The 23625-nt window shown below is 65.4% G+C and carries 20 protein-coding genes; 9 read left to right on the plus strand and 11 right to left on the minus strand.

Annotation, left to right across the window (positions count from 1 at the left end; genetic code table 11):
• Position 1: 1 nt before the first annotated feature.
• Genes ACWPWT_RS16270 through ACWPWT_RS16280 form a run of 3 tightly spaced genes read right to left on the minus strand, consistent with a single transcriptional unit; the run spans position 2 to position 3548 of the window.
• The gene (locus tag ACWPWT_RS16270) at positions 2-1282 is read right to left on the minus strand and encodes a cell wall hydrolase (RefSeq protein WP_454280562.1); all 1281 of its coding nucleotides are present in this window, start codon (positions 1280-1282) and stop codon (positions 2-4) included.
• Positions 1279-2199, minus strand: a complete 921-nt coding sequence (cysK, locus tag ACWPWT_RS16275) for a cysteine synthase A (protein ID WP_454280563.1) — start codon at positions 2197-2199, stop codon at positions 1279-1281. The genes ACWPWT_RS16270 and cysK overlap by 4 nt, the downstream gene beginning before the upstream one ends.
• Entirely contained in the window at positions 2196-3548 is a 1353-nt protein-coding gene (locus tag ACWPWT_RS16280; protein ID WP_454280564.1) for an MFS transporter, read from the minus strand. Before ACWPWT_RS16280 ends, cysK begins: the two co-directional genes overlap by 4 nt.
• Before the next feature lie 171 nt (positions 3549-3719).
• Here ACWPWT_RS16280 and pdhA point away from each other — a divergent pair, with 171 nt between their 5' ends.
• The 4 genes from pdhA to ACWPWT_RS16300 all read left to right on the plus strand — a co-directional run bounded on the left by pdhA (position 3720) and on the right by ACWPWT_RS16300 (position 7746).
• Positions 3720-4763: a pyruvate dehydrogenase (acetyl-transferring) E1 component subunit alpha gene (gene pdhA / locus ACWPWT_RS16285; RefSeq protein WP_056432896.1), complete on the plus strand. Its 1044-nt coding sequence runs from the start codon at positions 3720-3722 to the stop codon at positions 4761-4763.
• Between the two features lies 1 nt (position 4764).
• Positions 4765-6195, plus strand: a complete 1431-nt coding sequence (locus tag ACWPWT_RS16290; protein WP_261270609.1) for a pyruvate dehydrogenase complex E1 component subunit beta — start codon at positions 4765-4767, stop codon at positions 6193-6195.
• An 88-nt stretch (positions 6196-6283) separates the two neighbouring features.
• On the plus strand, positions 6284-6976 hold the full coding sequence (locus tag ACWPWT_RS16295) for a squalene/phytoene synthase family protein (RefSeq protein WP_454280565.1): 693 nt from the start codon (positions 6284-6286) through the stop codon (positions 6974-6976).
• A gap of 281 nt (positions 6977-7257) precedes the next feature.
• Positions 7258-7746, plus strand: a complete 489-nt coding sequence (locus tag ACWPWT_RS16300; RefSeq protein ID WP_454280566.1) for an EF-hand domain-containing protein — start codon at positions 7258-7260, stop codon at positions 7744-7746.
• Here the strand turns inward: ACWPWT_RS16300 and trmFO are convergent.
• The gene (trmFO, locus tag ACWPWT_RS16305) at positions 7658-9049 is read right to left on the minus strand and encodes a methylenetetrahydrofolate--tRNA-(uracil(54)-C(5))-methyltransferase (FADH(2)-oxidizing) TrmFO (protein ID WP_454280567.1); all 1392 of its coding nucleotides are present in this window, start codon (positions 9047-9049) and stop codon (positions 7658-7660) included. The genes ACWPWT_RS16300 and trmFO overlap by 89 nt on opposite strands.
• A gap of 74 nt (positions 9050-9123) precedes the next feature.
• On the opposite strand from trmFO, the gene ACWPWT_RS16310 reads away from it, so the two are divergent.
• Complete coding sequence (locus tag ACWPWT_RS16310) at positions 9124-9558, plus strand: DUF488 domain-containing protein (protein ID WP_454280987.1); 435 nt, start codon at positions 9124-9126, stop codon at positions 9556-9558.
• 3 nt (positions 9559-9561) lie between these two features.
• On the opposite strand, the gene ACWPWT_RS16315 is transcribed toward ACWPWT_RS16310, so the two are convergent.
• From ACWPWT_RS16315 to yaaA, 5 genes are all read right to left on the minus strand, one after another.
• Positions 9562-10812: a methyl-accepting chemotaxis protein gene (locus ACWPWT_RS16315; RefSeq protein WP_454280568.1), complete on the minus strand. Its 1251-nt coding sequence runs from the start codon at positions 10810-10812 to the stop codon at positions 9562-9564.
• Between the two features lie 116 nt (positions 10813-10928).
• On the minus strand, positions 10929-11234 hold the full coding sequence (locus ACWPWT_RS16320; RefSeq protein WP_454280988.1) for a DUF952 domain-containing protein: 306 nt from the start codon (positions 11232-11234) through the stop codon (positions 10929-10931).
• Between the two features lie 41 nt (positions 11235-11275).
• Entirely contained in the window at positions 11276-14026 is a 2751-nt protein-coding gene (gene gyrA / locus ACWPWT_RS16325; RefSeq protein WP_454280569.1) for a DNA gyrase subunit A, read from the minus strand.
• 323 nt (positions 14027-14349) lie between these two features.
• Positions 14350-15048, minus strand: a complete 699-nt coding sequence (locus ACWPWT_RS16330; protein WP_454280570.1) for an SDR family NAD(P)-dependent oxidoreductase — start codon at positions 15046-15048, stop codon at positions 14350-14352.
• Positions 15045-15785, minus strand: a complete 741-nt coding sequence (gene yaaA / locus ACWPWT_RS16335) for a peroxide stress protein YaaA (protein WP_454280571.1) — start codon at positions 15783-15785, stop codon at positions 15045-15047. Before yaaA ends, ACWPWT_RS16330 begins: the two co-directional genes overlap by 4 nt.
• A gap of 170 nt (positions 15786-15955) precedes the next feature.
• Between yaaA and ACWPWT_RS16340 the strand changes: the two genes are divergently transcribed.
• Positions 15956-17245, plus strand: coding sequence for a hypothetical protein (locus ACWPWT_RS16340; RefSeq protein ID WP_454280572.1), 1290 nt, complete (start codon positions 15956-15958; stop codon positions 17243-17245).
• 239 nt (positions 17246-17484) lie between these two features.
• On the opposite strand, the gene ACWPWT_RS16345 is transcribed toward ACWPWT_RS16340, so the two are convergent.
• Positions 17485-17952: an Lrp/AsnC family transcriptional regulator gene (locus tag ACWPWT_RS16345; RefSeq protein ID WP_230480815.1), complete on the minus strand. Its 468-nt coding sequence runs from the start codon at positions 17950-17952 to the stop codon at positions 17485-17487.
• Between the two features lie 191 nt (positions 17953-18143).
• Between ACWPWT_RS16345 and ACWPWT_RS16350 the strand changes: the two genes are divergently transcribed.
• Both ACWPWT_RS16350 and ACWPWT_RS16355 read left to right on the plus strand, forming a co-directional pair.
• Entirely contained in the window at positions 18144-19985 is a 1842-nt protein-coding gene (locus ACWPWT_RS16350; RefSeq protein WP_454280573.1) for a sensor histidine kinase, read from the plus strand.
• Positions 19986-19993: 8 nt separating this feature from the next.
• Positions 19994-20998 (plus strand): polysaccharide deacetylase family protein, encoded by a 1005-nt coding sequence (locus ACWPWT_RS16355; RefSeq protein ID WP_454280574.1) that lies wholly within the window; start codon positions 19994-19996, stop codon positions 20996-20998.
• A gap of 37 nt (positions 20999-21035) precedes the next feature.
• Here ACWPWT_RS16355 and ACWPWT_RS16360 read toward each other — a convergent pair whose 3' ends face one another.
• Positions 21036-22079, minus strand: coding sequence for a mannose-1-phosphate guanylyltransferase/mannose-6-phosphate isomerase (locus ACWPWT_RS16360; RefSeq protein WP_454280575.1), 1044 nt, complete (start codon positions 22077-22079; stop codon positions 21036-21038).
• A gap of 155 nt (positions 22080-22234) precedes the next feature.
• Between ACWPWT_RS16360 and ACWPWT_RS16365 the strand changes: the two genes are divergently transcribed.
• Complete coding sequence (locus ACWPWT_RS16365) at positions 22235-23623, plus strand: TIGR03013 family XrtA/PEP-CTERM system glycosyltransferase (RefSeq protein WP_454280576.1); 1389 nt, start codon at positions 22235-22237, stop codon at positions 23621-23623.
• Positions 23624-23625 lie beyond the last annotated feature (2 nt).

Consider the following 23625-nt stretch of genomic DNA (forward strand, 5'->3'; position numbering starts at 1 on the left):
ATCAGGGCTGTTTGGACTCGGCGGGCGGCGCGCTGGCCCGGCGGACGCCGCCCAGTTCACCCGGGGCGGTGGGGGTGGCAGTTGCCTGTGGCGTGGGGGTGGGCAGGGGATTGGGCGGCATGACCGTCATCACCTGCCGCTTCATGCAACGCGGCCCGCGCATCGCGGGGTAGAGCGTACAATTCCACAGCGTGCGTTCGAGACCGGCCACCGTATCGCGCAGATAGCTGAAGGCCATCATGTCCATCTGCCCCGTCGTCAGCGGCACCGAGTTGGGCTTCACGCCTCCTTCTCGCCAGGCCATGACGGTGCAATGCTTGCGCTCCGCGCACAGTTTCAGCGCAAAAGCGGCAAACCCCTCGGGCAACAGTCCGGCAGGAAGCGTCACGAGGAACATGTCCGGGTCGCTCGCCAGCGGTCCGGTCGTGCCCGCCGCCACGGCACCTTCGGCAAGCGCAGCGCCGGCCTCGTCGCTGGCCTCTGCTCCGGCCCTGTGCGCCGGCGAGAAGGGGGCGATTGAAGGGATGATCGGCTCGTCGGCCAGTTGATGGCGGTTGAAGGCCGGCGGCGTTCCCCACCAGCCTGACCACCGGAAGAACAAATGGCTGCCGACCCGCGCCACCTTGTCCAGGCTCGCCTGCCAATAGGGGACGACCCAATCGGTATGGTAATGGGTGGCGTGTCCGACGGGCCGGAAGACCTTGCCGTTCAAGGCCATGGCGGCGATTTCGCGCGCGCGGGTCCAGGCGGCTTCGGGCGGCTGCCACTTGGTCAGCGCGCCGTCGCAACTAAAGGTGAACTGGCACCCGGTCGAGCGTTCCTGCCCCTCGAACACCACGCCGCATACCGTCTTGGGGAAGGCGGGATGGCGCAGCCGGTTCAGGATGACCTGGGCCACCGCCTGTTCGCCCTTCGCATCATCACCCGCCTCGTACAGCACCCCGGCGGCGAGGCAGTCTAGCGCGCGCGCCTTGTCCTCCGCCGTTCCGCGAAAGACGAAAGGACGCGCCGCCGGATTGGGGTCGGTCGAAAAGGGCACGCCTTCGTTATAGGCGCGCGCCTCGTCCGGGGTCATGTCGATAAAGGCGACGGGCTCGACCGGGGGAAGTTCGGCCGGCGGGACCACGCGCTGCGCGTGTGCCGCCCGGTGGGACGACACGCGAGAGGCATGGGGAATGGCGGGCGCGTTCGCCACGAGCAAAGCCGGTACGACGCTGGCCGTACCGGCGATGGCGAACAGGGCCGCGCGGATGCCGCCGCGCGGCTTGGCAAGATCGCTCACTGTTCGGGCAGGAAGTCCGGCACCGACAGATAACGCTCGCCCGTGTCATAGTTGAAGCCGAGCACGCGGACACCTTCGGGCAGGTCGGGCAGCTTCTGCAGGATCGCGGCAAGCGTCGCGCCGGACGAGATGCCGACGAGGATGCCTTCCTCGGTGGCGGAACGACGCGCCATGTCCTTGGCGACATTGGCATCGACCTCGATCACACCGTCGATCGCCTGGGTGTGGAGATTGGCGGGGATGAAGCCTGCGCCGATCCCCTGGATCGGGTGCGGGCCGGGGGCGCCGCCCTGGATGACCGGCGAGGCGGCGGGCTCGACCGCATAGACCTTCAGTTGCGGCCATTCCTTCTTCAGCGTTTCGGCGACGCCGGTGATGTGGCCGCCGGTGCCTACCCCGGTGATGATGACGTCAATCGGCGAATCGCGGAAGTCGTTCAGGATTTCCTGCGCCGTGGTGCGGACGTGCACGTCGATGTTCGCCGGGTTCTCGAACTGTTGGGGCATCCACGCGCCGGGCGTGTCGCGCACCAGTTCCAGCGCCCGCTCGATCGCGCCCTTCATGCCTTTCTCACGCGGGGTCAGGTCGAAGGTCGCGCCATAGGCCAGCATCAGGCGGCGGCGCTCGATCGACATGGATTCGGGCATGACGAGGATCAGCTTATAGCCCTTTACCGCTGCGACCATCGCCAGGCCGACGCCCGTATTGCCGCTGGTCGGCTCGACGATGGTCCCGCCGGGCTTCAATTCGCCCCTGGCCTCGGCCGCCTCGATCATCGCGAGGGCGATTCGGTCCTTGATCGATCCGCCGGGGTTGGAGCGTTCGGACTTGATCCAGACTTCCGATCCGGGGAACAGCCGCTGGAGCTTGATATGTGGCGTGTTGCCGATCGTTTCCAGGATGGTGTTGGCCTTCATGGCTTGGCTTCTCCGTGGGTTGGTTCGGTTGCAAGGATTTCAGGCGGATCAAAGGTTCGCGCGCGTCGGAGTTCCGGGAACAGCCGCGACCAGAGCAGCGTGACGCCGATCGCCCCCAGTCCGCCGAACACCACCGCGCCGACGGGGCCAAGGATCGAGGCCATCACCCCGCTCTCGAACTCGCCCAACTCGTTGGAGGCGGAAATGGTGAGTTGCGACACCGCGCTCACCCGCCCGCGCATCGCGTCGGGGGTATGGAGCTGGATCAGCGACTGGCGGACATAGACCGACACCATGTCCGCGCCGCCCGCGCAGATCAGCGCGACGAGGCTGAGCAGGAAGGCGGGGTGGACGAACAGATTCAGCCCGCCCAGCGCCACCGTGCCGCTCTCGAGCCCCAAGGCGCCGGTCACATAGCTGGCGATGCCGAAGGTCAGGATCGACAGGCCGAAGACCACGACCGCAACCAGCATCTTGACCCCGACATTGCGGGTCATCGGCTTGAACGAAAACCAGATCGCTGTGGTCGCCGCGCCGATGCCCATGCCCGCCGCCAGCACGCCCAGTCCCTGCGATCCGACATGCAATATGTCGCGCGCATAGACCGGCAGCAGCGATGTCGCGCCCGCCAGCAGCACCGCGAACAGGTCGAGCGTGATCGCCGCCTGCACCAGCCGATTGCGACGGACATAGCTGAACCCCTCGACGATTCGGGTCAGCGGGCGGCGGTCGGTCTGCGCGGGCGGCTGGGGAACCGGGCCGATCAGAAAGATGCAAAACAGCGCGACCGCGAACAGCAAGGTGGCGATGCCGTAAGCAAATTCCGGATGGATCGCATAGAGAAGCCCGCCGACGCTCGGACCGGCGATGGTGCCCACCTGCCACGCGATCGAGCTGACCGCGATGGCGGTCGGCAGGCTTTCACGCGGGACCAGATTGGGGGCCAGCGCCGAATAGGCGGGCCCCGAAAAGGCACGCGCGATGCCGAAGGCCACGGCGGCGGTGAATAGCGCCCCCAGGGTCAGATGCCCGGACCAAGTCAGGAACCAGAGGCTTGCAGCGGCCAGGACCAACAGCGCCGTCGTCGCCCGCACGATCCACCGCCGGTCGACGCTGTCGGCGACCAGACCGGTGATCGGGGTCAGCAGGAACAGCGGCACGAACTGTGCGAAACCGATCATGCCGAGCATGAAGGCGGCCTGCCGCACGTCCATGGTTTCGCGCGCCAGGTTGTAAACCTGCCACCCGATGACGATCGACATCGCCGATACCGCGATGGTCCCGCTGAACCGCGACAGCCAATAGCTGCGGAAATTGGCGATGCGAAACGGGTGTTTGGGTCTATCCATAATCGACGGGCGTTGTAGGCTGCGGTGCGCCGACAAGGCAACCGATGCAAAGCTATTCACCCCTAAATTCCACCTGTCCGAATGGGAATTAAGAGGGGGAATTGAGTTTCGTGACAAAGCACGCCAATAGGCGTCCATCCTTCCCTAACGGAAACAAAGGTGTTCCCGACTGTGGCAAAAGCTCCAAGCCGTACCAGCGAGCCCCCCATTCCCAATCGGGAGCGTCCCGCCGAACCGCAACCGTTCCAGGCTACCAAGGAACAGTTGCTGGATTTCTACAAGCAGATGCTCCTGATCCGCCGCTTCGAAGAAAAGGCGGGCCAGCTTTATGGCCTCGGCCTGATCGGCGGTTTCTGCCACCTGTATATCGGCCAGGAGGCCGTGGCGGTGGGTCTCCAGTCGGCGCTCGACGGCGACAAGGATTCGGTCATCACCGGTTACCGCGACCATGGCCACATGCTGGCTTACGGCATTGATCCCAAGGTCATCATGGCCGAGCTTACGGGACGTGCCGCCGGCATCTCCAAGGGCAAGGGCGGGTCGATGCACATGTTCTCGACCGAGCATAAGTTCTACGGCGGCCACGGTATCGTGGGCGCGCAGGTGTCGCTGGGCACCGGCCTGGCGTTCGGGCACAAGTACAGCAATGACGGCGGCGTCTGCCTCGCCTATTTCGGCGATGGCGCTGCCAATCAGGGCCAGGTGTACGAGAGCTTCAACATGGCCGAGCTGTGGAAGCTCCCGATCATCTTCGTGATCGAGAACAACCAATATGCCATGGGCACGGCGGTCAACCGCGCCTCGTCCGAGGACCAGCTCTATCGCCGTGGCGAGAGCTTCCGCATCCCCGGCATCCAGGTCGACGGCATGGACGTGCTGGCGTGCCGCGGTGCCGCCGAAGAGGCGCTGGCCTGGGTCCGTGCGGGCAAGGGTCCGGTCATCCTCGAGATGAAGACCTATCGCTATCGCGGTCACTCCATGTCCGACCCCGCCAAGTATCGCAGCCGCGAGGAAGTGCAGGGCGTGCGCGACAAGTCCGATCCGATCGATCATGTGAAGCGTCTGCTCGAAGAGCAGGGCGTCACCGAGGCCGATCTGAAGGTCCTGGAGCAGGACATTCGCAAGCAGGTCAACGAAGCGGCCGATTTCGCCGAACAGACCCCCGAGCCCGATGTGGCTGAACTCTACACTGAAGTGCTGGTGGAGCGTTACTAAGATGGCGATCGAGATCAAGATGCCGGCCCTTTCGCCGACCATGGAAGAGGGCACGCTCGCCAAGTGGCTCGTGAAGGAAGGCGATACGGTCAAGTCCGGCGACATCATGGCCGAGATCGAGACCGACAAGGCGACGATGGAGTTCGAGGCCGTCGATGAGGGCGTGATCGCCAAGATCATCGTCGCCGAGGGCACCGACAATGTGAAGGTCGGCACCGCCATCGCGCTGCTGGCCGAAGAGGGCGAGGACGTCGCGTCCGCCGCCGCGTCGGGCAGCCGTTCGGGCGAGGCCGCCAATGCCGCGCCGAAGAACGAGGCGACCGATTCGAACGCGCCGCCGATGCCGGAAGGTGCGGCTGCGGCCGAGCAGGAGAGCGGCACGCAGAAGCTGGTCGCCGCCGCCGAGCAGGAAGCGCCCGCCTCGCCGGAAATCCCCGAAGGCACCGAGATGGTGAAGCTCACCGTCCGCGAAGCGCTGCGCGATGCGATGGCCGAGGAAATGCGCGCCGACGACCGCGTCTTCGTAATGGGCGAGGAAGTCGCCCAGTATCAGGGCGCGTACAAGGTGACGCAGGGCCTGCTGGACGAGTTCGGCGACCGTCGCGTCATCGACACGCCGATCACCGAGTATGGCTTTGCCGGTGTCGGCACCGGTGCCGCGATGGGCGGCCTGCGTCCGGTCATCGAGTTCATGACGTTCAACTTCGCCATGCAGGCGATCGACCACATCATCAACTCGGCCGCCAAGACCAACTATATGTCCGGTGGCCAGATGCGCTGCCCGATCGTGTTCCGTGGTCCCAACGGTGCCGCCAGCCGCGTCGGCGCGCAGCACTCGCAGAATTACGGCCCGTGGTATGCGTCGGTCCCCGGCCTGATCGTGATCGCGCCCTATGACGCGGCCGATGCCAAGGGCCTGCTGAAGGCGGCGATTCGTTCGGAAGACCCGGTCGTGTTCCTTGAGAACGAGCTGATGTACGGTCGTTCGTTCGACGTGCCCAAGCTCGACGATTTCGTCCTGCCGATCGGCAAGGCGCGGATCATGCGCGAGGGCAAGGACGTCACGCTCGTCTCTTACTCGATCGGCGTGGGCGTCGCGCTCGAAGCCGCCGAGAAGCTGGCCGCCGAGGGCATCGATGCGGAGGTCATCGACCTGCGCACGCTGCGTCCGCTCGACACCAAGACGGTGCTGAAGTCGCTCGCCAAGACCAACCGCTTGGTCGTGGTCGAGGAAGGCTGGCCCACCTGCTCGATCGCGTCGGAAATCACCGCCGTCGTGATGGAAGAAGGGTTCGACGACCTCGACGCGCCCGTGCTGCGCGTGACCAACGAGGACGTGCCGCTGCCTTACGCCGCCAACCTCGAAAAGCTGGCGCTGGTCGATGCGGACAAGGTCGTCGCGGCGGTCAAGAAGGTCACCTATCGCGGCTAAGCGGCGGGTTATCTCATGATTTGAAGGGGGCCTTCCGGGAAACCGGGAGGCCCTTTTTCATGGGGTTCATTCGTGCAAAGGGCAGGGGATGACTGATATTCCCGCCACCCCGACGCCCCCGCCCGCGATAGAAGCGGTGATGCGCGAACAGGCACTGGCGGTGGGCTATTCGCCCGCATCAGCGCGCGAGGGGTTCGCGGCGCTGCTCGATCTCGACCATCAGCTCGCCTCGATCCTGCAAAGCACGACAGAGCCGATGATCGGCCAGATGCGGCTCACCTGGTGGTATGAGGCGCTGGAGAAGCTCGACCGCGAGGCGGCTCCTGCGCATCCCGTGTTGCAGCGGCTGGCGGCGTCGGTGCTCCCCGGTGGCGTGCGGGGGGTGGATCTGGCGCCGATGATCGAGGGGTGGGAAGCGCTGCTCGATGATGACGAGCCGTTGGACGATGAACGCGTCGCCCGCCATGCGCAGGCGCGCGGGGGCGTGTTGTTCGCCTCGATCGGGCGGTTGCTGGTTGGCGATGGGTGGGAACCTCTCGGGACAGCCTGGGCCAAGGCCGATCTGGCCGGGCATATCAGCGACAAGCCGCTGGCGGATCGAATCGGTGCACAGGCTTTAAGCAAATTGGACACAGCGCTGTCGCCGAAGCGGCCGCGAGGGACGCGGGGGTTGAGCGGCCTGGGCGTCCTGGCCCGTGAAGGTTTGCGCCACCCGGACCGCCTGCCGGGCCATCCCCTCCGTGCGGCGCGACTGGCGTGGCATGGTTTGACGGGGCGCTGAAGCCGTTCGCATCAGGACGGAGCCATACCCCGGCGAAGGCCGGGGTCCAGTTGTAATGCTCTATCGACGGCGCAGGTCCTTTGCCTCCCCCGCCGATCCGAGGCGCTCCACAGGCTGCGCAGAACTGGACCCCGGCCTTCGCCGGGGTACACCTAGAGTGGGGAGCGGCTCACCAAAACCACGTTCAGCCTGAGCGAAGTCGAAGGCCACGGGAATCACCTTGCCGCTCCCATATAACGCCGGTTAACCATAACCCCGTCTGACGGGGGGAGACGGGACCGATGTGGCGCTATCTGGCCGGTGGGTTGGGCACGCTCGTGCTGGTGGGGGCGGGGCTGTTCCTGTGGGGCAGCCGACCCGACACGCCATCCCCACTCCCAGCCGCGAGCGCGGCGACCGCCTCGCCCCCGCAAACTGCCGAGGACGATGGGCCGCTTCCCGAAGCGTCCGCCCGCACCCGCGAGCAAAAACGCTTCGACCGCTACGATAAGGACCGCGACGGCACGATCACTCGCGAGGAATATCTCGCCGCGCGGCGCAAGGCTTACGCCAAGCTGGACCGCGACGGCGACGGCAGGCTGTCCTTCGACGAGTGGGCGATCAAGGCCACGACCAAATTCGCCACCGCAGACCATGACAAGTCAGGCACGATGAACGCGGCCGAGTTCGCCACCACCGCCGTTAAGCGTCGACCGGCTCGGCGGGACTGTCCTCCGGCACGAACGGGACCGGCTGAGGCACCGGAGGCGGCCCAGGCGGAAGAGAGTTGAGCCAGCCGGGCAGCGCCTCGCGCGCGCGGTCGGTGTACATCTTTTTGCGATCGGCCTTCTTGGTCCGGCCGGGGATGGGCGGGAACAGGCCGAAATTGACGTTCATCGGCTGATAGGTCTCGGCCTCGGCCAGCCCGGTGATGTGACCCAGCAGCGCGCCCAGCGCCGTCTCGACCGGCGGCGCCGCGATGGTCTTGCCGGTCAGCTCGGCGGCGGCGAAACGCCCGGCGAGCAGCCCGATCGCCGCGCTCTCGATATAGCCCTCGCACCCCGTGATCTGGCCCGCGAAGCGCAGATTGGGCCGCGACTTCAGGCGCAGCGTCGCATCGAGCAGTTCGGGCGAGCGGATGAAGGTGTTGCGGTGAAGCCCGCCCAATCGCGCGAACTCGGCCTTTTCCAACCCCGGAATGGTGCGGAAGATGCGGATTTGCTCGGCATATTTCAGCTTGGTCTGGAAACCGACGATGTTCCACAGCGTGCCCGCCGCATTGTCCTGGCGTAGCTGGACGACGGCATAGGGCCAGCGTCCGGTGCGCGGATCGTCCAGGCCGACGCCCTTCATCGGCCCGAAGCGCAACGTATCGACCCCGCGCTCGGCCATGACCTCGACCGGCATGCAGCCATCGAAATAGGGGGTGTTTTTCTCCCACTCGCGGAACTCGGTCTTCTCGCCGTCGAGCAGCGCCTGATGGAAGGCCAGATACTGGTCCTTGTCCATCGGGCAGTTGATGTAATCCTTGCCCGTGCCCTTGTTCCATCGGCTTTGGAACCAGGCGACGTCCATGTCGATCGATTCGCGGTGGACGATGGGGGCGATCGCGTCGAAGAAGGCCAGCGCCTCCGCGCCGGTCGCCTCGCCGATGCCGCCCGCCAGCGATGGCGCGGTCAGCGGGCCGGTGGCGATGATCGCGGGCCCCTCCGGCAGCGCATCGATCCGCTCGCGAACGATGGTGATGTTGGGATGCGCCGCGAGCGCGGCCGTGACCCCGGCCGAAAAGCCGTCGCGGTCCACCGCCAGCGCCGAACCGGCGGGCACGGCATGGACATCGCCCTTCGCCATGATGATCGAGCCGAGCGCGCGCATCTCCTGATGGAGCAGGCCGACCGCGTTGGATGTCGCATCGTCCGAGCGGAAGGAGTTGGAACAGACCAACTCGGCCAAATCCCCGCCATGATGGGCGGGCGTGGTGTCTGCCCCGCCGCGCATTTCGGACAGGCGCACCTTCAGCCCCGCCTCGGCCAACTGCCACGCCGCTTCGGAACCCGCCAGCCCGCCGCCGATCACATGAATGTCATAAGTCATCGCCCGGCTTTAGACCCGTAAGCCGTCAGGTGGAAGCACTTGGCAGCCTGCCGGCCAACCCCCACCTGCTGTTCATGACCACCATTTTCACCATCGGTTACGAAGGCGCGACCGTCGACGGCTTTCTGGCGACGTTGAGGCAGGCCGGGGTCGAGCGGTTGATCGACGTTCGCGCGCTGCCGTTGTCGCGACGTCCGGGCTTTTCCAAATCCCCGCTCGCGGCGGCGTTGCGAGAGGTTGGGATCGATTATGTCCATCTGAAGGATCTGGGCACGCCGAAACGCGGGCGCGACGCGGCGAAGAAGGGCGACGTCACGACCCTGCGCGAGGTCTATGACGACCAGCTTGCCCTACCCGAGGCGCAGGCCGCAGCGGCGCGGATGCTCGATCTGTCGCGGGAAAAGCCCAGCGCCTTGCTCTGTTTCGAGCGCGATCCCTGTCACTGCCACCGGACCTTGTTGCTGGAGGCGGTGGGCGAGGGGGTGACGGTGGTCGACCTCTACGTCTGACGATCAGGCGGCGACCGTATCGACGAAACCGGCGGTGCGATCGCGCAACCGGGTGACGGTGCGGCCCAATGTCCGGGCCAAGCCAAGCAGCGATCCGGCATCGCGGTCGATCCGCGTGGCGTCTTCCTGTATCTGACGGACCTGCGCGCCGATCTGGCGAGCGGCCGAAGCGGTCTGGTCGACATTGGCGGCGATGGAGGCGGTCGCCATGCCCTGCGCGGCGACAGCCGTGTCGATCGAGTGGGAGATGCCGCTGATCGCCTCGACCGCTTCATCGAGATGCTTTTGTTCGGCGACCAGCGCGTGAAGGTCCGACTTGACCTGTGCGACGTTGCGGGTCGCATCCTGCGCCGCCTCGCGCGTCTGGCGGGCAAGCGCCTTCACCTCATGCGCGACGACCGCGAAGCCCCGCCCGGTCTCGCCCGCACGGGCGGCTTCGATGGCGGCATTCAGTGCCAGCAAATTGGTGCGGGTCGCCACGCCCTCGATTACGGCCAGCAGCGCGTCGATGGTGGTGGCGCCGTTCGCCAGGGCATAGGCATGGCGGCCGGTGCTGGCGATCCGGTGGCGCACTTCCTCGCGGATCTTTCGCGCCTGATCCATATCGCGCGTAATCGCGCCAAAGGCCTCGGTCAGGCCATGCCCCTGCTTGGCGATGTCGCCGAGCGCGCTGCCCGCGTCGCCCATTGCGCCGGTCATACGGTCCGCACCACCATGCGTTTGCGCGGCATAGCGGGCAAGGGCATCAGCCATCTGGTCCATCTCGCGGGTCGCCGCCAGCAATTGTTCGGACGAGGCGCCGATGTCTACCATGAAGTCGCGCGCGGCCTCGTCGATCTGGTGCGCTCGTGTGATCCTCTCCTTCGCGAGCGAAATCTGCACATCGGCGGCCTGCCGGGCCAGCGTAGCGGCGTCGAGCGTTCCGGCGAAAATGCCCTCGCGGGTCAGGATCAGCATGTCCGGCGCTCCCCAGTTGGCATGGAGCACCAGCTTTTCGGCTAGTGGTGCTTCCACCTCGCAAATGGGATGGGCGCGGACATAGGCGTTCAGCGTGGTGCCGAAATCGGGATTTTGAAGCAGGGCATGGCCAAAGGGATTGAACAGCAATCCGCGCAAGTCCCGTTCACGGACCGCGCCGACGGGGCGCTGCCCGGCGTCGAGGACGGGCAGCAGGCGCATGTCGGGATGCTGGCGGAAGAGGCCGATGGCCTCAGCCAGCGAAGCGTCGGCCCCGATCACCAAGTCATCGGCCACTGGTGGGCCATTAGAGAAGACAGACGGCTTCATCGCCGTCTTTGCTATGCGCGACCGGTAAAGGTGGCGTTAGGATTTGATGACGTTTCGATGACGAAACGTCATCATCATGGGTCTTAACCGGTGATGGGCAGCCGAATGGTGCCGTCGTCATCGCGCTGCATCGGGCCATAGGCGACGACCGCCGTCAAGCTCAACGGGGCATAGAGATGCGGGAAGAGCTGGCCGCCCCGGCTCTCCTCCCACTTCACCGCCTCGCCCATCGCCTCCAGATCGACCGCCGCAATGTGCAGGTCGGTCTGGCCAGCGAAATGCTTGTCCACCGTCTCGGTCAACTGGGCGGCGGTGGAGAGGTGGATATAGCCATCGGCCATATCCACCGGCGCGCCCCTGAAGACGCCCTCCTGTTCCAGCAGCGCCATTTGGTCGGCGGTCAGCACCTTATAGGCGGTCGCTGGCCGGCTCACTCGCCATCCTCCGGGCCGGCGGCCAGATTCTCACCGACTTCCGCATCCGGTTCGGGCGCGATCTCGGGAGTGCCGTCGGCCAGGTTCATCTCGGCATCCTCCTCGGTCTCCTCGATGCGTGCGGCCGAGACGACATGTTCGCCAGCCGCGACGTTGAAGAGCCGCAGCCCCGCCGAGCCGCGCCCGATGACGCGAAGCGAAGCCAGCGACATGCGGATCAGCTTGGCCTGATCGGTCACGAGCATCAGCTGATGCCCCTTGGATGCGGGGAAGCTGGCGACGACATCACCATTGCGGGCGATATTGTCGATATTGGTGATGCCCTGACCACCGCGACCCGTGCGGCGATATTCATAGGCCGAGGACAGCTTGCCATAGCCGTTGGCGCAGACGGTCAGGATGAACTGCTCGTTTTCACGCAGTTCCTCATACCGCTCGACCGACAGCTCGGGCTCGCCTTCCTTCTCGCCCTTCCAGGGGGCGAAGCGCAAATAAGCCTCGCGCTCTTCCTGGGTGGTGCCGACGCGGTGCAGGACCGAGAGCGAGATGACCTCGTCCTCCCCCTTGAGCGCGATACCGCGCACGCCGGTCGAGGTCCGGCTCTGGAACTCGCGCACATCGTCGGCGGCAAAGCGGATCGCCCGACCGCAACGGGTGGCGAGCAGCACGTCGTCCTCCGCGCCGAGCAGCGCGACGCCGATCAACCGGTCCTCGCTGCCCTCTTCGAAGCGCATCGCGATCTTGCCGTTCGAGGGCACGTTGGTGAACGCGTCCATCGAGTTGCGGCGCACGGCACCCTTGGCCGTAGCGAACATGACGTGGAGCTTGCCCCACTCCGCCTCGTCCTCGGGCAGCGGTAGGACGGTCGAGATGACCTCGCCCGGTGCCAGCGGCAGCAGGTTGACCATCGGCCGCCCGCGCGTGGCCGGGCCGCCCTCGGGCAGGCGCCAGACCTTGTAGCGATAGACCTTGCCATGGTTGGAGAAGAACAGGACCGGCGTGTGCGTGCTGGTCACGAACAGCTCGGTGACGACGTCCTCGTCCTTGGTCGCCATGCCCGAGCGGCCCTTGCCGCCCCGGTTCTGCGCGCGGAAGGCATCGAGCGGGGTGCGCTTGATATAGCCCTGCATGGTCACGGTGACGACCATGTCCTCGCGCTCGATCAGGTCCTCGTCGTCGATGCCGTCGGCGGCGGCGGCGATTTCCGAGCGGCGCGGGGTGGCGAACTGGTCGCGGATCGCCACCAACTCGCCGCGCATGACCTCGTACAGCTTCACGCGGTTGGCGAGGATTTCCAGCAGCTCGGTGATCGAGTCCGCCAGACCCTTCAGCTCGTCGCCGATCTCATCGCGGCCGAGCGCGGTCAGGCGGTGCAGGCGCAGGTCGAGGATCGCACGAACCTGCGTCTCCGACAGGCGATAGGTGTCGCCAAAGCCTTCGCTCTCGACCGCTTCGACCAGGCGGATGTACGGCGCGATCTCGGCGATCGGCCATTCGCGGGCGAGCAGGGCCTCACGCGCGGCAACCGGCGAGGCCGAGCCGCGAATGATCCGCACCACCTCGTCCAGGTTCGTCACCGCGATGACGAGGCCCAGCAAGATGTGCGCCCGCTCGCGCGCCTTGGCCAGCTCGAACTTGGAGCGGCGGGTGATGACCTGCTCGCGGAACTGGACGAAGGCCTGGATGATGTCGCGCAGGTTGAGCAGCTCGGGCCGACCGCCGCGAATGGCGAGCATGTTGGCCGGGAAGCTGGTCTGGGCGGGGGTGTGCCGCCACAGCTGGTTGAGCACGACCTCGGGGGTCGCATCGCGCTTCAGGTCGATGACGATGCGAACGCCTTCGCGGTTCGATTCGTCACGAATGTCGCTGATCCCCTCGATCCGCTTTTCCTTGGCGGCCTCGGCGATCTTTTCGACCAGCGCATTCTTGCCCTGCTGGAAGGGGATTTCGGTGAGGACGATCGCCCGGCGGTCGCCGCGCATCTCCTCGATCTCGTGGCGCGAGCGCACGATGATCGAACCGCGTCCGGTCTGATAGGCCGAGCGCGCGCCCGATCGGCCCAGGATCAGCGCGCCGGTGGGGAAGTCGGGGGCGGGGACGATCTCGTTGAGTTCCTCGACCGTGATCGCGCCATTTTCCATATAGGCGAGACAGGCATTGACCACCTCGCCCAGATTGTGCGGCGGGATGTTGGTCGCCATGCCGACCGCGATACCGCCGGCGCCGTTGACCAGCAGGTTCGGGTATTGCGCGGGCAGGACCGAGGGTTCGCGCTCCGAGCCGTCATAGTTGGGCTGGAAGTCGACCGTGTCCTTGTCGAGATCGTCGAGCAGCGAGTTGGCGACCTTGGCCAGACGCGCTTCGGTGTAACGCATCGCGGCGGGCGGATCGGGGTCCATCGAGCCGAAGTTGCCCTGACCGTCGATCAGCGGCACGCGCATCGACCAGTCCTGCGCCATGCGGGCCAGCGCGTCATAGATCGCGCTGTCGCCGTGCGGGTGGTATTTACCCATGACGTCGCCGACGATGCGCGCCGACTTGCGGTACGGTTTGCCTGCGACGAAGCCGCTCTCGGCGGCCGAATAGAGGATACGGCGATGGACGGGCTTCAGGCCGTCACGCACGTCGGGCAGCGCACGCGCCACGATCACGCTCATCGCATAGTCGAGATAGCTCGACTTCATCTCGTCGACGATGGAGATCGTCGAAATATCGGAAGGTTCCGCGAGGGTCGTCTCGTCGGCCAAAGTCTGTTGCTTTCCGGGTTGGTTGTCAGATGGGAAGCGTCGTTCCTAGCCCAGCAGAAGCCGCCTGACCACCCCTTCGCCATCCCCGCGCGCCGGCATTCGCATGAGCGGTTCGGGAAGCGACCGATGCGTGAAAACCGGGCGCGGGGACGGGGCCCTGCGGCAATGCTACCCCCTCGGCAGCGGATCGCGGGACTTGGTAGGCGCTGGCCGCCGACGGGAGTGGAGCGGCGACCAGCCCGCTCCTTATCGGGGACGGGTGGTTTCGCGCGAATGTCGCCGACGTTACGATACTGTAATGCAAGTGATAATCAGGGGGGTGGTCAAGGCTGTACCTCCTTGCCCTCCCAATCGAACAGCTTGCCACTGTCCGGCGCGCGCAGTCCGTCGAGCACGTCGAGAAGCTGGACGGCGGCGCGTGACGGATCGAACAAGCCGCCGGGCCTGACATTGCCCTGGAACGGCTTGGACAAAGCCGTATCGACCGTGCCGGGATGCAGCGCGATCACGATGGAGCGGTCGTTGCGCCGCTTATGTTCGATAGCGAGCGTGCGGATGAACTGGTTCAACGCGGCCTTGGACGCGCGATAGCCATACCAGCCGCCCATGCGATTGTCCGAGATCGACCCGACCCGCGCCGACAAGGCGGCGAAGATCGTCTTGCCGGTGCGCGGCATCAGCGGCAGCAGATGCTTGGCGACCAGCGCTGGGCCAATCGCATTCACCGCGAAATTGCGCGCGAGCCATTCGGGCGAAAGCTGGTCGATCGCCTTTTCGGGCCCCTGGGCACCGTCATGCAGCAGGCCGGTGGCGACGATCACCAGATCGGGGGCGGGGCCCTTTGCGATCCGGTCCGCGGCTGCCGCGATGCTCGCTTCGTCCTCGATGTCGATATGCGCATCGCCGCTCATCGAACGACCGAAGCGGGCGACACTTACGCCTTCCTCCTCAAGCGCATCGGCGATAGCGCCGCCAATACCGCCGGAAGCGCCGATGACGATCGCCTGCTTCCATTCGCTCATCGCACGAATCTCCACTGTGTCGGCGTGCTGTTCTCCGCATCGAAGCCATAGCCGTCGCTGTCGAAGCCGCGCATCGCATCGTTATCGGTGATGGCATGTTCGACCATCCAGCGTGCCATCGCACCGCGCGCCTTTTTGGCATGGAAGCTGATGAAGCGATCGCCCTCCCGGAAATCGACCGCGATCACCCGGACCGCGGCGGGAAGCTTGCCGTCGACCGCGTGCCAATATTCCTGGCTGGCGAGGTTCAGGATCGTGCCCGAGCCCTCCGCCTCGACCTCGTCGGACAGCCGCTTGGCGATGCGGTCGCCCCACCAGTCGGTCAACTTGTCGCCGCGCGGCGCCCAGCGCGTGCCCATTTCCAGCCGATAGGGCCGCATCGCGTCGAGCGGGCGGAGCAGGCCGTAAAGCCCCGACAGCATCCGCAGATGATCCTGGGCGAACAGCACCGCCGGTTCGTCCAGCGTCTTGGCCTCGAGCCCGGTATAGACGTCGCCCGCAAAGGCGAACATCGCGGGCCGCTCCGTCGCGGTCGCGAAGTCGCGGAAGCGTTCGGCGTTGAGTTTGGCGAGCGCGGGCGAGATGCGCATCAGCGAGGAAAGCTTGTCCTCGCCCAGACCGGCAGCGGCCTGCGCCAGGGTGCAGGCTTCGGCGGCGAAATGCGGCTCGGTTGGGGCAAGGTCGGGGAGGGGGCTCTTGTAATCGAGCGTTTTGGCGGGGGAGATGACGGCAATCATGATCCTGCCGCGCTAGCGCTCGGAGCGTTCGCGTTCAATCCGCGTTCAGCGGTTGAGGGGTAAGGGAGGATCGCATCATCGCATCGCTTGAACGGGACGCGCGCTGTCCTTATCAAGCCCGTCAGATACGGTTCTGGACCCGACAGGCTCTATTCTTGGAGAAAATTCGCATGAAGATCATTCCGAAGCTCGCGCTTGCGGCCGTGCTGGCGACGAGTGTGAGTGGGGTTGCCCTGACGGTCCCGGCCGTGGCGCAGAAAAAGAAGGCCGAGGAGGCCGGCGGCCTGAAGCTGAGCCCCGAGGCGCTGAAGGCGGCGCAGGCGGCACAGCTCGTGTTGCAGCAGAAGAATTACGCTGCGGCCGATCCGCTGGTCGCGGCGGTAGAGGCTGCGGCGAAGACCGAGGACGACAAATATATCGCGGCGGCGCTGCGCTACGAACTCGAATCGGGCAAGCTCTATGCGGCGCAGCAGGCCAATCCGAACGCGCCGGTCGACGAAGCGTCGTTGGCCAAGCCGCTCGACGCGCTGATCGCCAGCCCGTCGACCCCGGCCGCGGACAAGCCGCGCTACGTCTTCCGCCGTGGTGCGCTGGCCTATAACGGCAAGCAGTATCCGATCGCGCTGCAATATTTCAACCAGGCCAAGCAGCTCGGTTACAACGATCCGAACCTGCCGATGCTGATCGTCAAGGCGAAGATGGATTCGGGCGACGTCGCCGGTGCCAATGCCGAACTGTCGAGCGCGATCGACCAGATGACCGCCTCGGGCCAGAAGGCGCCTGAGGACTATTACAAGTACGCGATCGGCCGGGCCAACAAGGCGAAGATGGTTCCGGAAACGCTGAGCTGGATGCGCAAGTGGATCACGGCCTATCCGACCGCGCAGAACTGGCGTAACTCGCTGGTGATTTACGGTCTGCAGCCGGGTTCGCTGGCGACGCTGGACAAGAATCAGCGGCTCGACCTGTTCCGCCTGATGCGCGCCACCAAGTCGCTCGCCGATCAGAACGACTATATGGAATATGCGCAATATGCGACCGACAAGGGCCTGCCCGCCGAAGCGGAGACGGTGCTGAAAGAAGGCATTGCCACTGGCAAGATCCCGGCGGGTAACGCGACGGCAAAGGCCATGCTGGCCGCCGCCGCCGCCAAGAGCCGCCAGGAAGGCTCGCTGGCGCCGACCGAGGCCCGCGCCAAGTCGGCCGCCGACGGCAAGCTCGCCGCGCTGACCGCCGAGGCCTATTATGGTCAGGGCAACTACGCCAAGGCCGCCGAACTGTACCGCGCCGCGCTGCAAAAGGGCGGTGTCGATGCCAATGAAGTGAACACTCGCCTCGGCATCGCGCTCGCGGCGCAGGGCGACAAGGCTGGGGCGAAGGCCGCATTCGACGCGGTCCAGGGCCAGCCGCGCGCCGATCTGGCTGGCTTCTGGAAGACCTATCTGGACGCCCAGGCCTGATGCCTATGCCCCCGCGCCATATGGGCGCGGGGGTAACCGGGCGGGCCGCTTTGTCCGCGACCTGCCCGAACATTATTCCGACCCTGGTTCAGCCGGAATTACTGGATATTCGGTCCAAGTTTGTTCGAAGCGAACCGAGGGCGGGGTCGGGGTAGTGAACTCTGGTTGAACGGTCCGTAAAAAAGCCGACCATCCTCGTGGATGGTCGGCTTTTTGATGTACGGGAATGACGCGCTCGGTCAGTCCGCTTCGATCGGAATACCCGACACCTGCTTGGCGGTACGGATCGTCAGCGAGGTCTTGACGCTCGCGACATTGGGAGCGGGCGTCAGGTGGGTGGTCAGGATTTCCTGAAAGCTCTTGAGATCCGACGCGACGATCTTCAGGATGAAATCGATCTCGCCGTTCAGCATATGGCATTCGCGAACTTCGGGGATGCCAGCGACATGCTGTTCGAACGTCGCCAGATCATGCTCGGCCTGGCTGCGGAGCGATACCATGGCAAAGACGGTGATCGGAAAGCCCAGGCGCGCGGCGTCCAGATCGGCGTGATAGCCCCGGATCGCGCCCGCTTCTTCCAACGCGCGAACGCGCCGAAGACAGGGGGGGGCGGTCAATCCCACCCGTTCGGCCAGTTCGACGTTGGTCATACGGCCATCGGCCTGCAACAGCGCCAAGATTTGCCGATCGATGCGATCGAGCGCCATTACACGATACTCCACATAAAATGCCGATTCCCTATGCTCTGATACGGCGGACTATAAGAAAATTACGCACTATCGCAATTCTCCGATATTGCAACGGCACGCATATGGATATTTGCAGGTTACCAGTTGGAAGGATATGGACGTTACGTCAGGTTGATCGGGGCGGTGCAGCCATGTGTGAAGGGAGCTAAGTGCGGTTCGACGATAGCCTGGCGACGATTCTGTCGGCCGATATGGGCTCGCCTTTTGGCGCGCAGACGGCCTGGCGGCAGCTTGTCGACCTGATGGCGCGTGGCCGCGTTCCGGCCGATCCGCCGATGCTGTCCCGGTTGCACCAGTTGCGCGAGTCGGTACCTGAAGATGTCCGTACCGCCAGCGCGCGCGCCCTGATCGCCGGGCGTCCGCCCGCCGCACTGGTATCCTTCTTCGTGCAGGACGACTTGTCCGTCGCGGCCCCCATTTTGCGCGGCGTGGCGCTGACCGATGATGAATGGCTGGCGATCCTGCCGCTGCTGTCGCCGGGCGCGCGGTCGGTGCTGCGTCACCGGCGCGATCTGTCCGATACGGTGCAGCGCGGGCTGGTCAATTTCGGCGCGGTCGATTTCGTTCTCCCCAATCTCACCGAGCCGGTGTCTGCCCCGGCGATCGAATTCGATGCCCCAGACGATCATTCGCTCCTCCCGCCCGAGCCGACGCAGCAGGGGCGGGCGGATCCCGACGATCGGGTGCCCGAGCAGTTGGCCGATGACGCGTTCGAAGAGGATGAGGCTCTGCCGCTTTCCGTCCTGCTCGATCCGGTCCCGACCCAGGCGGCCACGCCCTTCGTCGCGCTGGGCCAAGTGGCGCGTGGATTGCCGTTCATGGCGGAGGCGCTCCGCCATGCCGAGGTGCCAACCGCCCCGCCGCGTTACGAAATCGCCGATCTGGTCGCCCGGATCGATGCCTTCAACCAGCGGCGCGAAGAAGCCTCCGGTGCCCCCCGTGGCGACGCAGGGCCAGCACATTTCGATTTCGAGACCGATGCCCATGGCCTGATCCTGGGCGTGGCCGGTGTCGCGCGGGGCCCGCTGGTGGGGGTCAGTATCGCGGATACCGCTATGCAGGGGCTGGCCCGCTTCGATGGCGTGGCGATGGGGGCGTTTCGTCGACGTTCGCCGTTCCGAGACGCGCGACTGGAGATTGGCGGCATCTCCGAAGCATCGGGATCATGGCGAGTGTCGGCCATGCCCTATTTCGATCCGGCATCGGGCGTTTTCCTCGGCTATCGCGGAAGTGGGCGACGGCCACGCCGCGATGAGATCGCCAATGTTCGCGAGGCGGCGAGCGAAGCGGAGGCCTCTTCTTCGGATTCGCTTCGCCAACTGGTCCATGAACTGCGGACCCCGGCCAATGCGGTGGCGGGCTTCGCCGAATTGATCGAAAGCGAGTTGCTGGGTCCGGTCGCGCCCGTCTATCGCGACCGTGCGAGTGCGATCCGGTCGATGGCGGCCGATCTTCTCGCCTCGGTCGAGGATCTTGATACGGCGGCACGGATCGAGGGGCGGGTTCTGGAACTGCGCGCTACATCGGTACCGCTTGCTCCACTGATCCAGCGCGTACTGGCCGAGCTTCGGCCGCTGGCTGAGCTTCGTCGTGCCGAAATCCGCTTTGAACCGCCCGCCATTTCCATCGTCGCCATGGCGGACGACCGGGCCAGCGAACGCTTGGTCACGCGGCTCTTTTCCGTTCTGCTGTCCAACTGCGTGGTCGGTGAGCGTCTGGCCGCCAGCCTGTCGGTGGAACAGGGCATGGCGACTCTGCGGATCGATCGCCCGCTCTCGTTGACGGTGGAGACTGAGGCGGCCCTGCTCAGCGAGGCGGGCGATGACGAACAGCGGGACGGCGCGCCGTTGTTGGGCACGGGCTTTTCGCTACGACTGATCGACAAGCTGGGGGCCGAAATGGGCGGTGGCCTGACCATCGGCTTGCACCGGGTCGTCCTGGCGTTGCCGCTGGGCGACGATCAGCGAGCGGGGCAGGCGGCGACCCGGTGAGCATGGGGGTGGCCGCTCGTCCCTGGCGGCCCGACGCGGTCGACGCGGCCGAGCGGATCGACTGGCCCGAGAGCTTCGGTCGCCGCTTTCTTGTCTCGGTCGATGTCGAGGAGGAGTTCGACTGGTCCGCCCCGCTCGATCCCCGTCACCGTTCGACAAGCGCGATGCGCGCCTTCGGCCCCGCGCACCGACGCTTTGCCGCCGCCGGGGTCGGGCTCCATTGCCTGGTCGATTATCCGGTGGTGGTCGATCCGGCGGCAGTCGCCATCCTGTCCGAATGTCTCGAGGACGGGCGGTCCGAGATCGGGGCGCAACTTCACGCCTGGGTCACGCCCCCACATCAGGAGGTCGTGGATCCCTTTACCAGCCACGCGGGCAATCTGCCCTGCACGCTGGAGGCGGCGAAGCTCGATTGCCTGACCGATGCCATCGCCCACGCGTTCGGACAGCGACCGCGCATGTTCCGCTCGGGGCGTTATGGCCTGGGTCCCTCGTCATTGTCGCTGTTGGCCGCGCGGGGTTATCGTGTCGATAGTTCGATGCGTGCCCTGCACGATTATGGCGAGGGCGGCGGCATGGATTTCAGCGCCATCGACTCGCATGGCTTTCGCCGCGACGGAATGATCGAATTGCCGCTAACCAGCGTCTATGCCGGGCTTCTCCGTCGTCGGGGTGCGACGCTTTATCCGAAAGCGGGTCGGGTGCCGCATGGACGGGGGATGTTGGCCCGGCTGGGGTTGCTGTCTCGCATCCCCCTCACGCCGGAGGGCGTGGGTATCAGGGATGCCCTGGCGGCGATCGACCAAGCGGTGGAGAATGGCATACGCCTGCTGACCTTTTCCTTTCATTCGCCGACGCTGGAGCCGGGGCACACGCCCTATGTTCGCGATGCGCGCGATAGGGCGATGTTCGACCGCTGGTGGGATTCGGTGTTCGAGCGGCTGGTCCGGCATGGCATAGAGCCGACCACGATCGCTGAAATCCTGGCGCTGCTCGACCAGCAAATCGGCTGAGCCGGGTGGGATCGGGCCCGCCCGGCTCTTGCTTGGCTTAGCGTTTCATCGCCTCGATCAGCTTCTTGACATCCTGGCTGCGACCGCGCGGCAGGATCAGCACATCGTCGCCGCTCGCCACCACGATCAGATCCTCGACATCGACGGCCGCCACCCGGACGCGGTCGGTGCGGATCAGGCAGTTGCGCGTGTCGATCGCCAGAACCTCGCCCCGATGGGTGTTGCCGAACATGTCGAGTTCGCTGATCGCGTGAAGCGCATCCCAGCTTCCGACGTCGTTCCACCCCATGGCGACGGGGACGACCGCTACGCGCTCCGCTCGCTCCATCACCGCATAGTCGATCGAGTCCGACGGGCAGGCGGCGAATTCGCCCTCGTCGGGGAACAGGCGCTTGCCCTCATGTCGCGCGGCGCGCATCGCCTTTTCGGCGGCGACCAGCATTTCCGGTGCATGCTGACCCAGTTCTTCCAGATAGCGATCGGCGCGAAACAGGAAGATTCCGCCATTCCAGGCATAATCGCCACGCGCCAGCATGGCTTCGGCCCGCTCCAGCCGGGGCTTTTCGACGAAGCGGGCGACTTGGTGCACGCCCTTTGCGATTTCCCGACCCACCTGGATATAGCCATAGCCGGTCTCTGGCTTGTCCGGCGCAATGCCGAACGTCGCAAGCCAGCCTTGCGACACCATGGGCAGGGCCGATCGGATCGCGGCATGGAAGGCGTCGAGATCGGCGATCACATGGTCCGAGGGCATGACCAGCAGCACCTCTTCGGGCTTCGCGGCCAATGCGGCGAGGGCGATGGCGGGTGCCGTGTTCCGGGCCATGGGTTCTAGGATCAGCACTTGCGGGGCGGTTCCGGCGTCCACCAGTTGCTGCTCGACCAGATCGGCATGACGCTGCCCGGCGACAACGATGGGCGCGGCGAAGTCATTGGAGTTGGTCCGCTGCGCCGTTAGCTGCAACATGGTTTCGTCGGACGTGAGCGAGAGAAGCTGCTTGGGCATCTCTGGCTTGGACATCGGCCAGAGACGGGTGCCGGACCCGCCAGAAAGGATCACCGGCACGATCTGATTATTCATGAATGCCCCTTCAAAATGCCATAAGACCCCCGCAAGCGGGTCGTACGGTCGCCTTATTACATGCCACAACGTGTTTCTTCACGTTTCGTTTGTCATTTGTTGCAAAAATTATGGACGGTTGCGCGAAGCGACGCATGGGGACGATCGCCAGATAGATGATCCGCCTGTTCAAACATTATGTCCCCCATGCGGCCCTGTTGCTCGGGCTCGTCGATTTCGTGCTGCTGATGGCGGCGGCGGAACTGGGTTGGCTGATCCGGGCACGACAGATCGGATATCCTCCGGGATCGCTGGCCGAACGGTTGCCTCAGGTGTTGAGCTTCGCCATCCCCTTGCAGATCGCGTTGCTGGCGGTGGGGGGCTATGCGGCGGCGTCCTTCCTGTCCCTGCGTTTCGCCGCGGCCCGGCTGATGGTCGCGGTGTCGATGGGGGTCATCTTCTTGTCGCTCATATTCTTTTTCTTCCCCAGCCTGTCCTATTGGCGGTCCAGCCTGTTCTTTTCGATGATCCTAGCGGTCGTACTGCTGGTCTTGGAGCGGGCGCTGATGGGGCGGATCCTGGGGGGGGATCGGTTCAAGCGTCGGGTGATCCTGATGGGCGCGGGCGAGCGTGCCGCTGCGATCATGACATTGGCGGGGCAGCCGGGGACCAACTTCCTGGTGGCGGGGGCTATCGCGATGAACGCGGCGGAGACGGCGGTCGCGGGTGCCATTCCCCGCGCTGACATTCCCAACTTGCGACAGTTTGTCCTCGACCGGGAAGCAAGCGAGGTCGTGCTCGCCCTGCAGGAGCGGCGCAACGCCTTGCCCTATCAGGATTTGCTGCGCGTTCGCACGACCGGCGTGCAAGTCTGTGAGCTATCGAGCTTTCTGGAGCGGCAGACGGGGCGGATCGATCTCGCCTCGGTCAGCCATAGCTGGCTGATCTTTTCCGAAGGCTTTGCCTCGGGCCGGATGTGGTCGGCGATGTTCAAGCGCGCCTTCGACATCTCGGTCAGCCTGATCCTGCTGGTCTTCGCGCTGCCCGTCATCCTGATCACCGCGATTGCGATCCGGCTCGAATCGCGCGGGCCGGCCTTTTACCGGCAGCGTCGGATCGGCCTTTTCAACGAGCCCTTCGACATTCTAAAGCTTCGGTCGATGCGGCAGGATGCGGAAGTGGCGGGACATGCCGTCTGGGCGGAAAAGGATGATCCCCGCATCACCCGGATCGGCCGGTTCATCCGAAAGGTGCGGATCGATGAATTGCCGCAGATCTGGTCGGTGCTGATGGGGGAGATGAGCTTCGTCGGCCCGCGCCCCGAACGCCCCCAGTTCGTCGAGCAATTGGAGCGGGACATTCCCTTTTACGCAGAACGGCATATGGTGAAGCCGGGGATCACCGGCTGGGCGCAGCTCAACTATCCCTATGGCGCATCGATCGACGATGCGCGGCACAAGCTGGAATATGACCTGTATTACGCCAAGAATTATTCGCCCTTTCTGGACGCGTTGATCCTGTTGCAGACGCTGCGCGTGATCCTTTGGCCGACGGGTGCGCGCTAGGC

It is taken from the genome of Sphingomonas sp. Marseille-Q8236 (assembly GCF_965112005.1).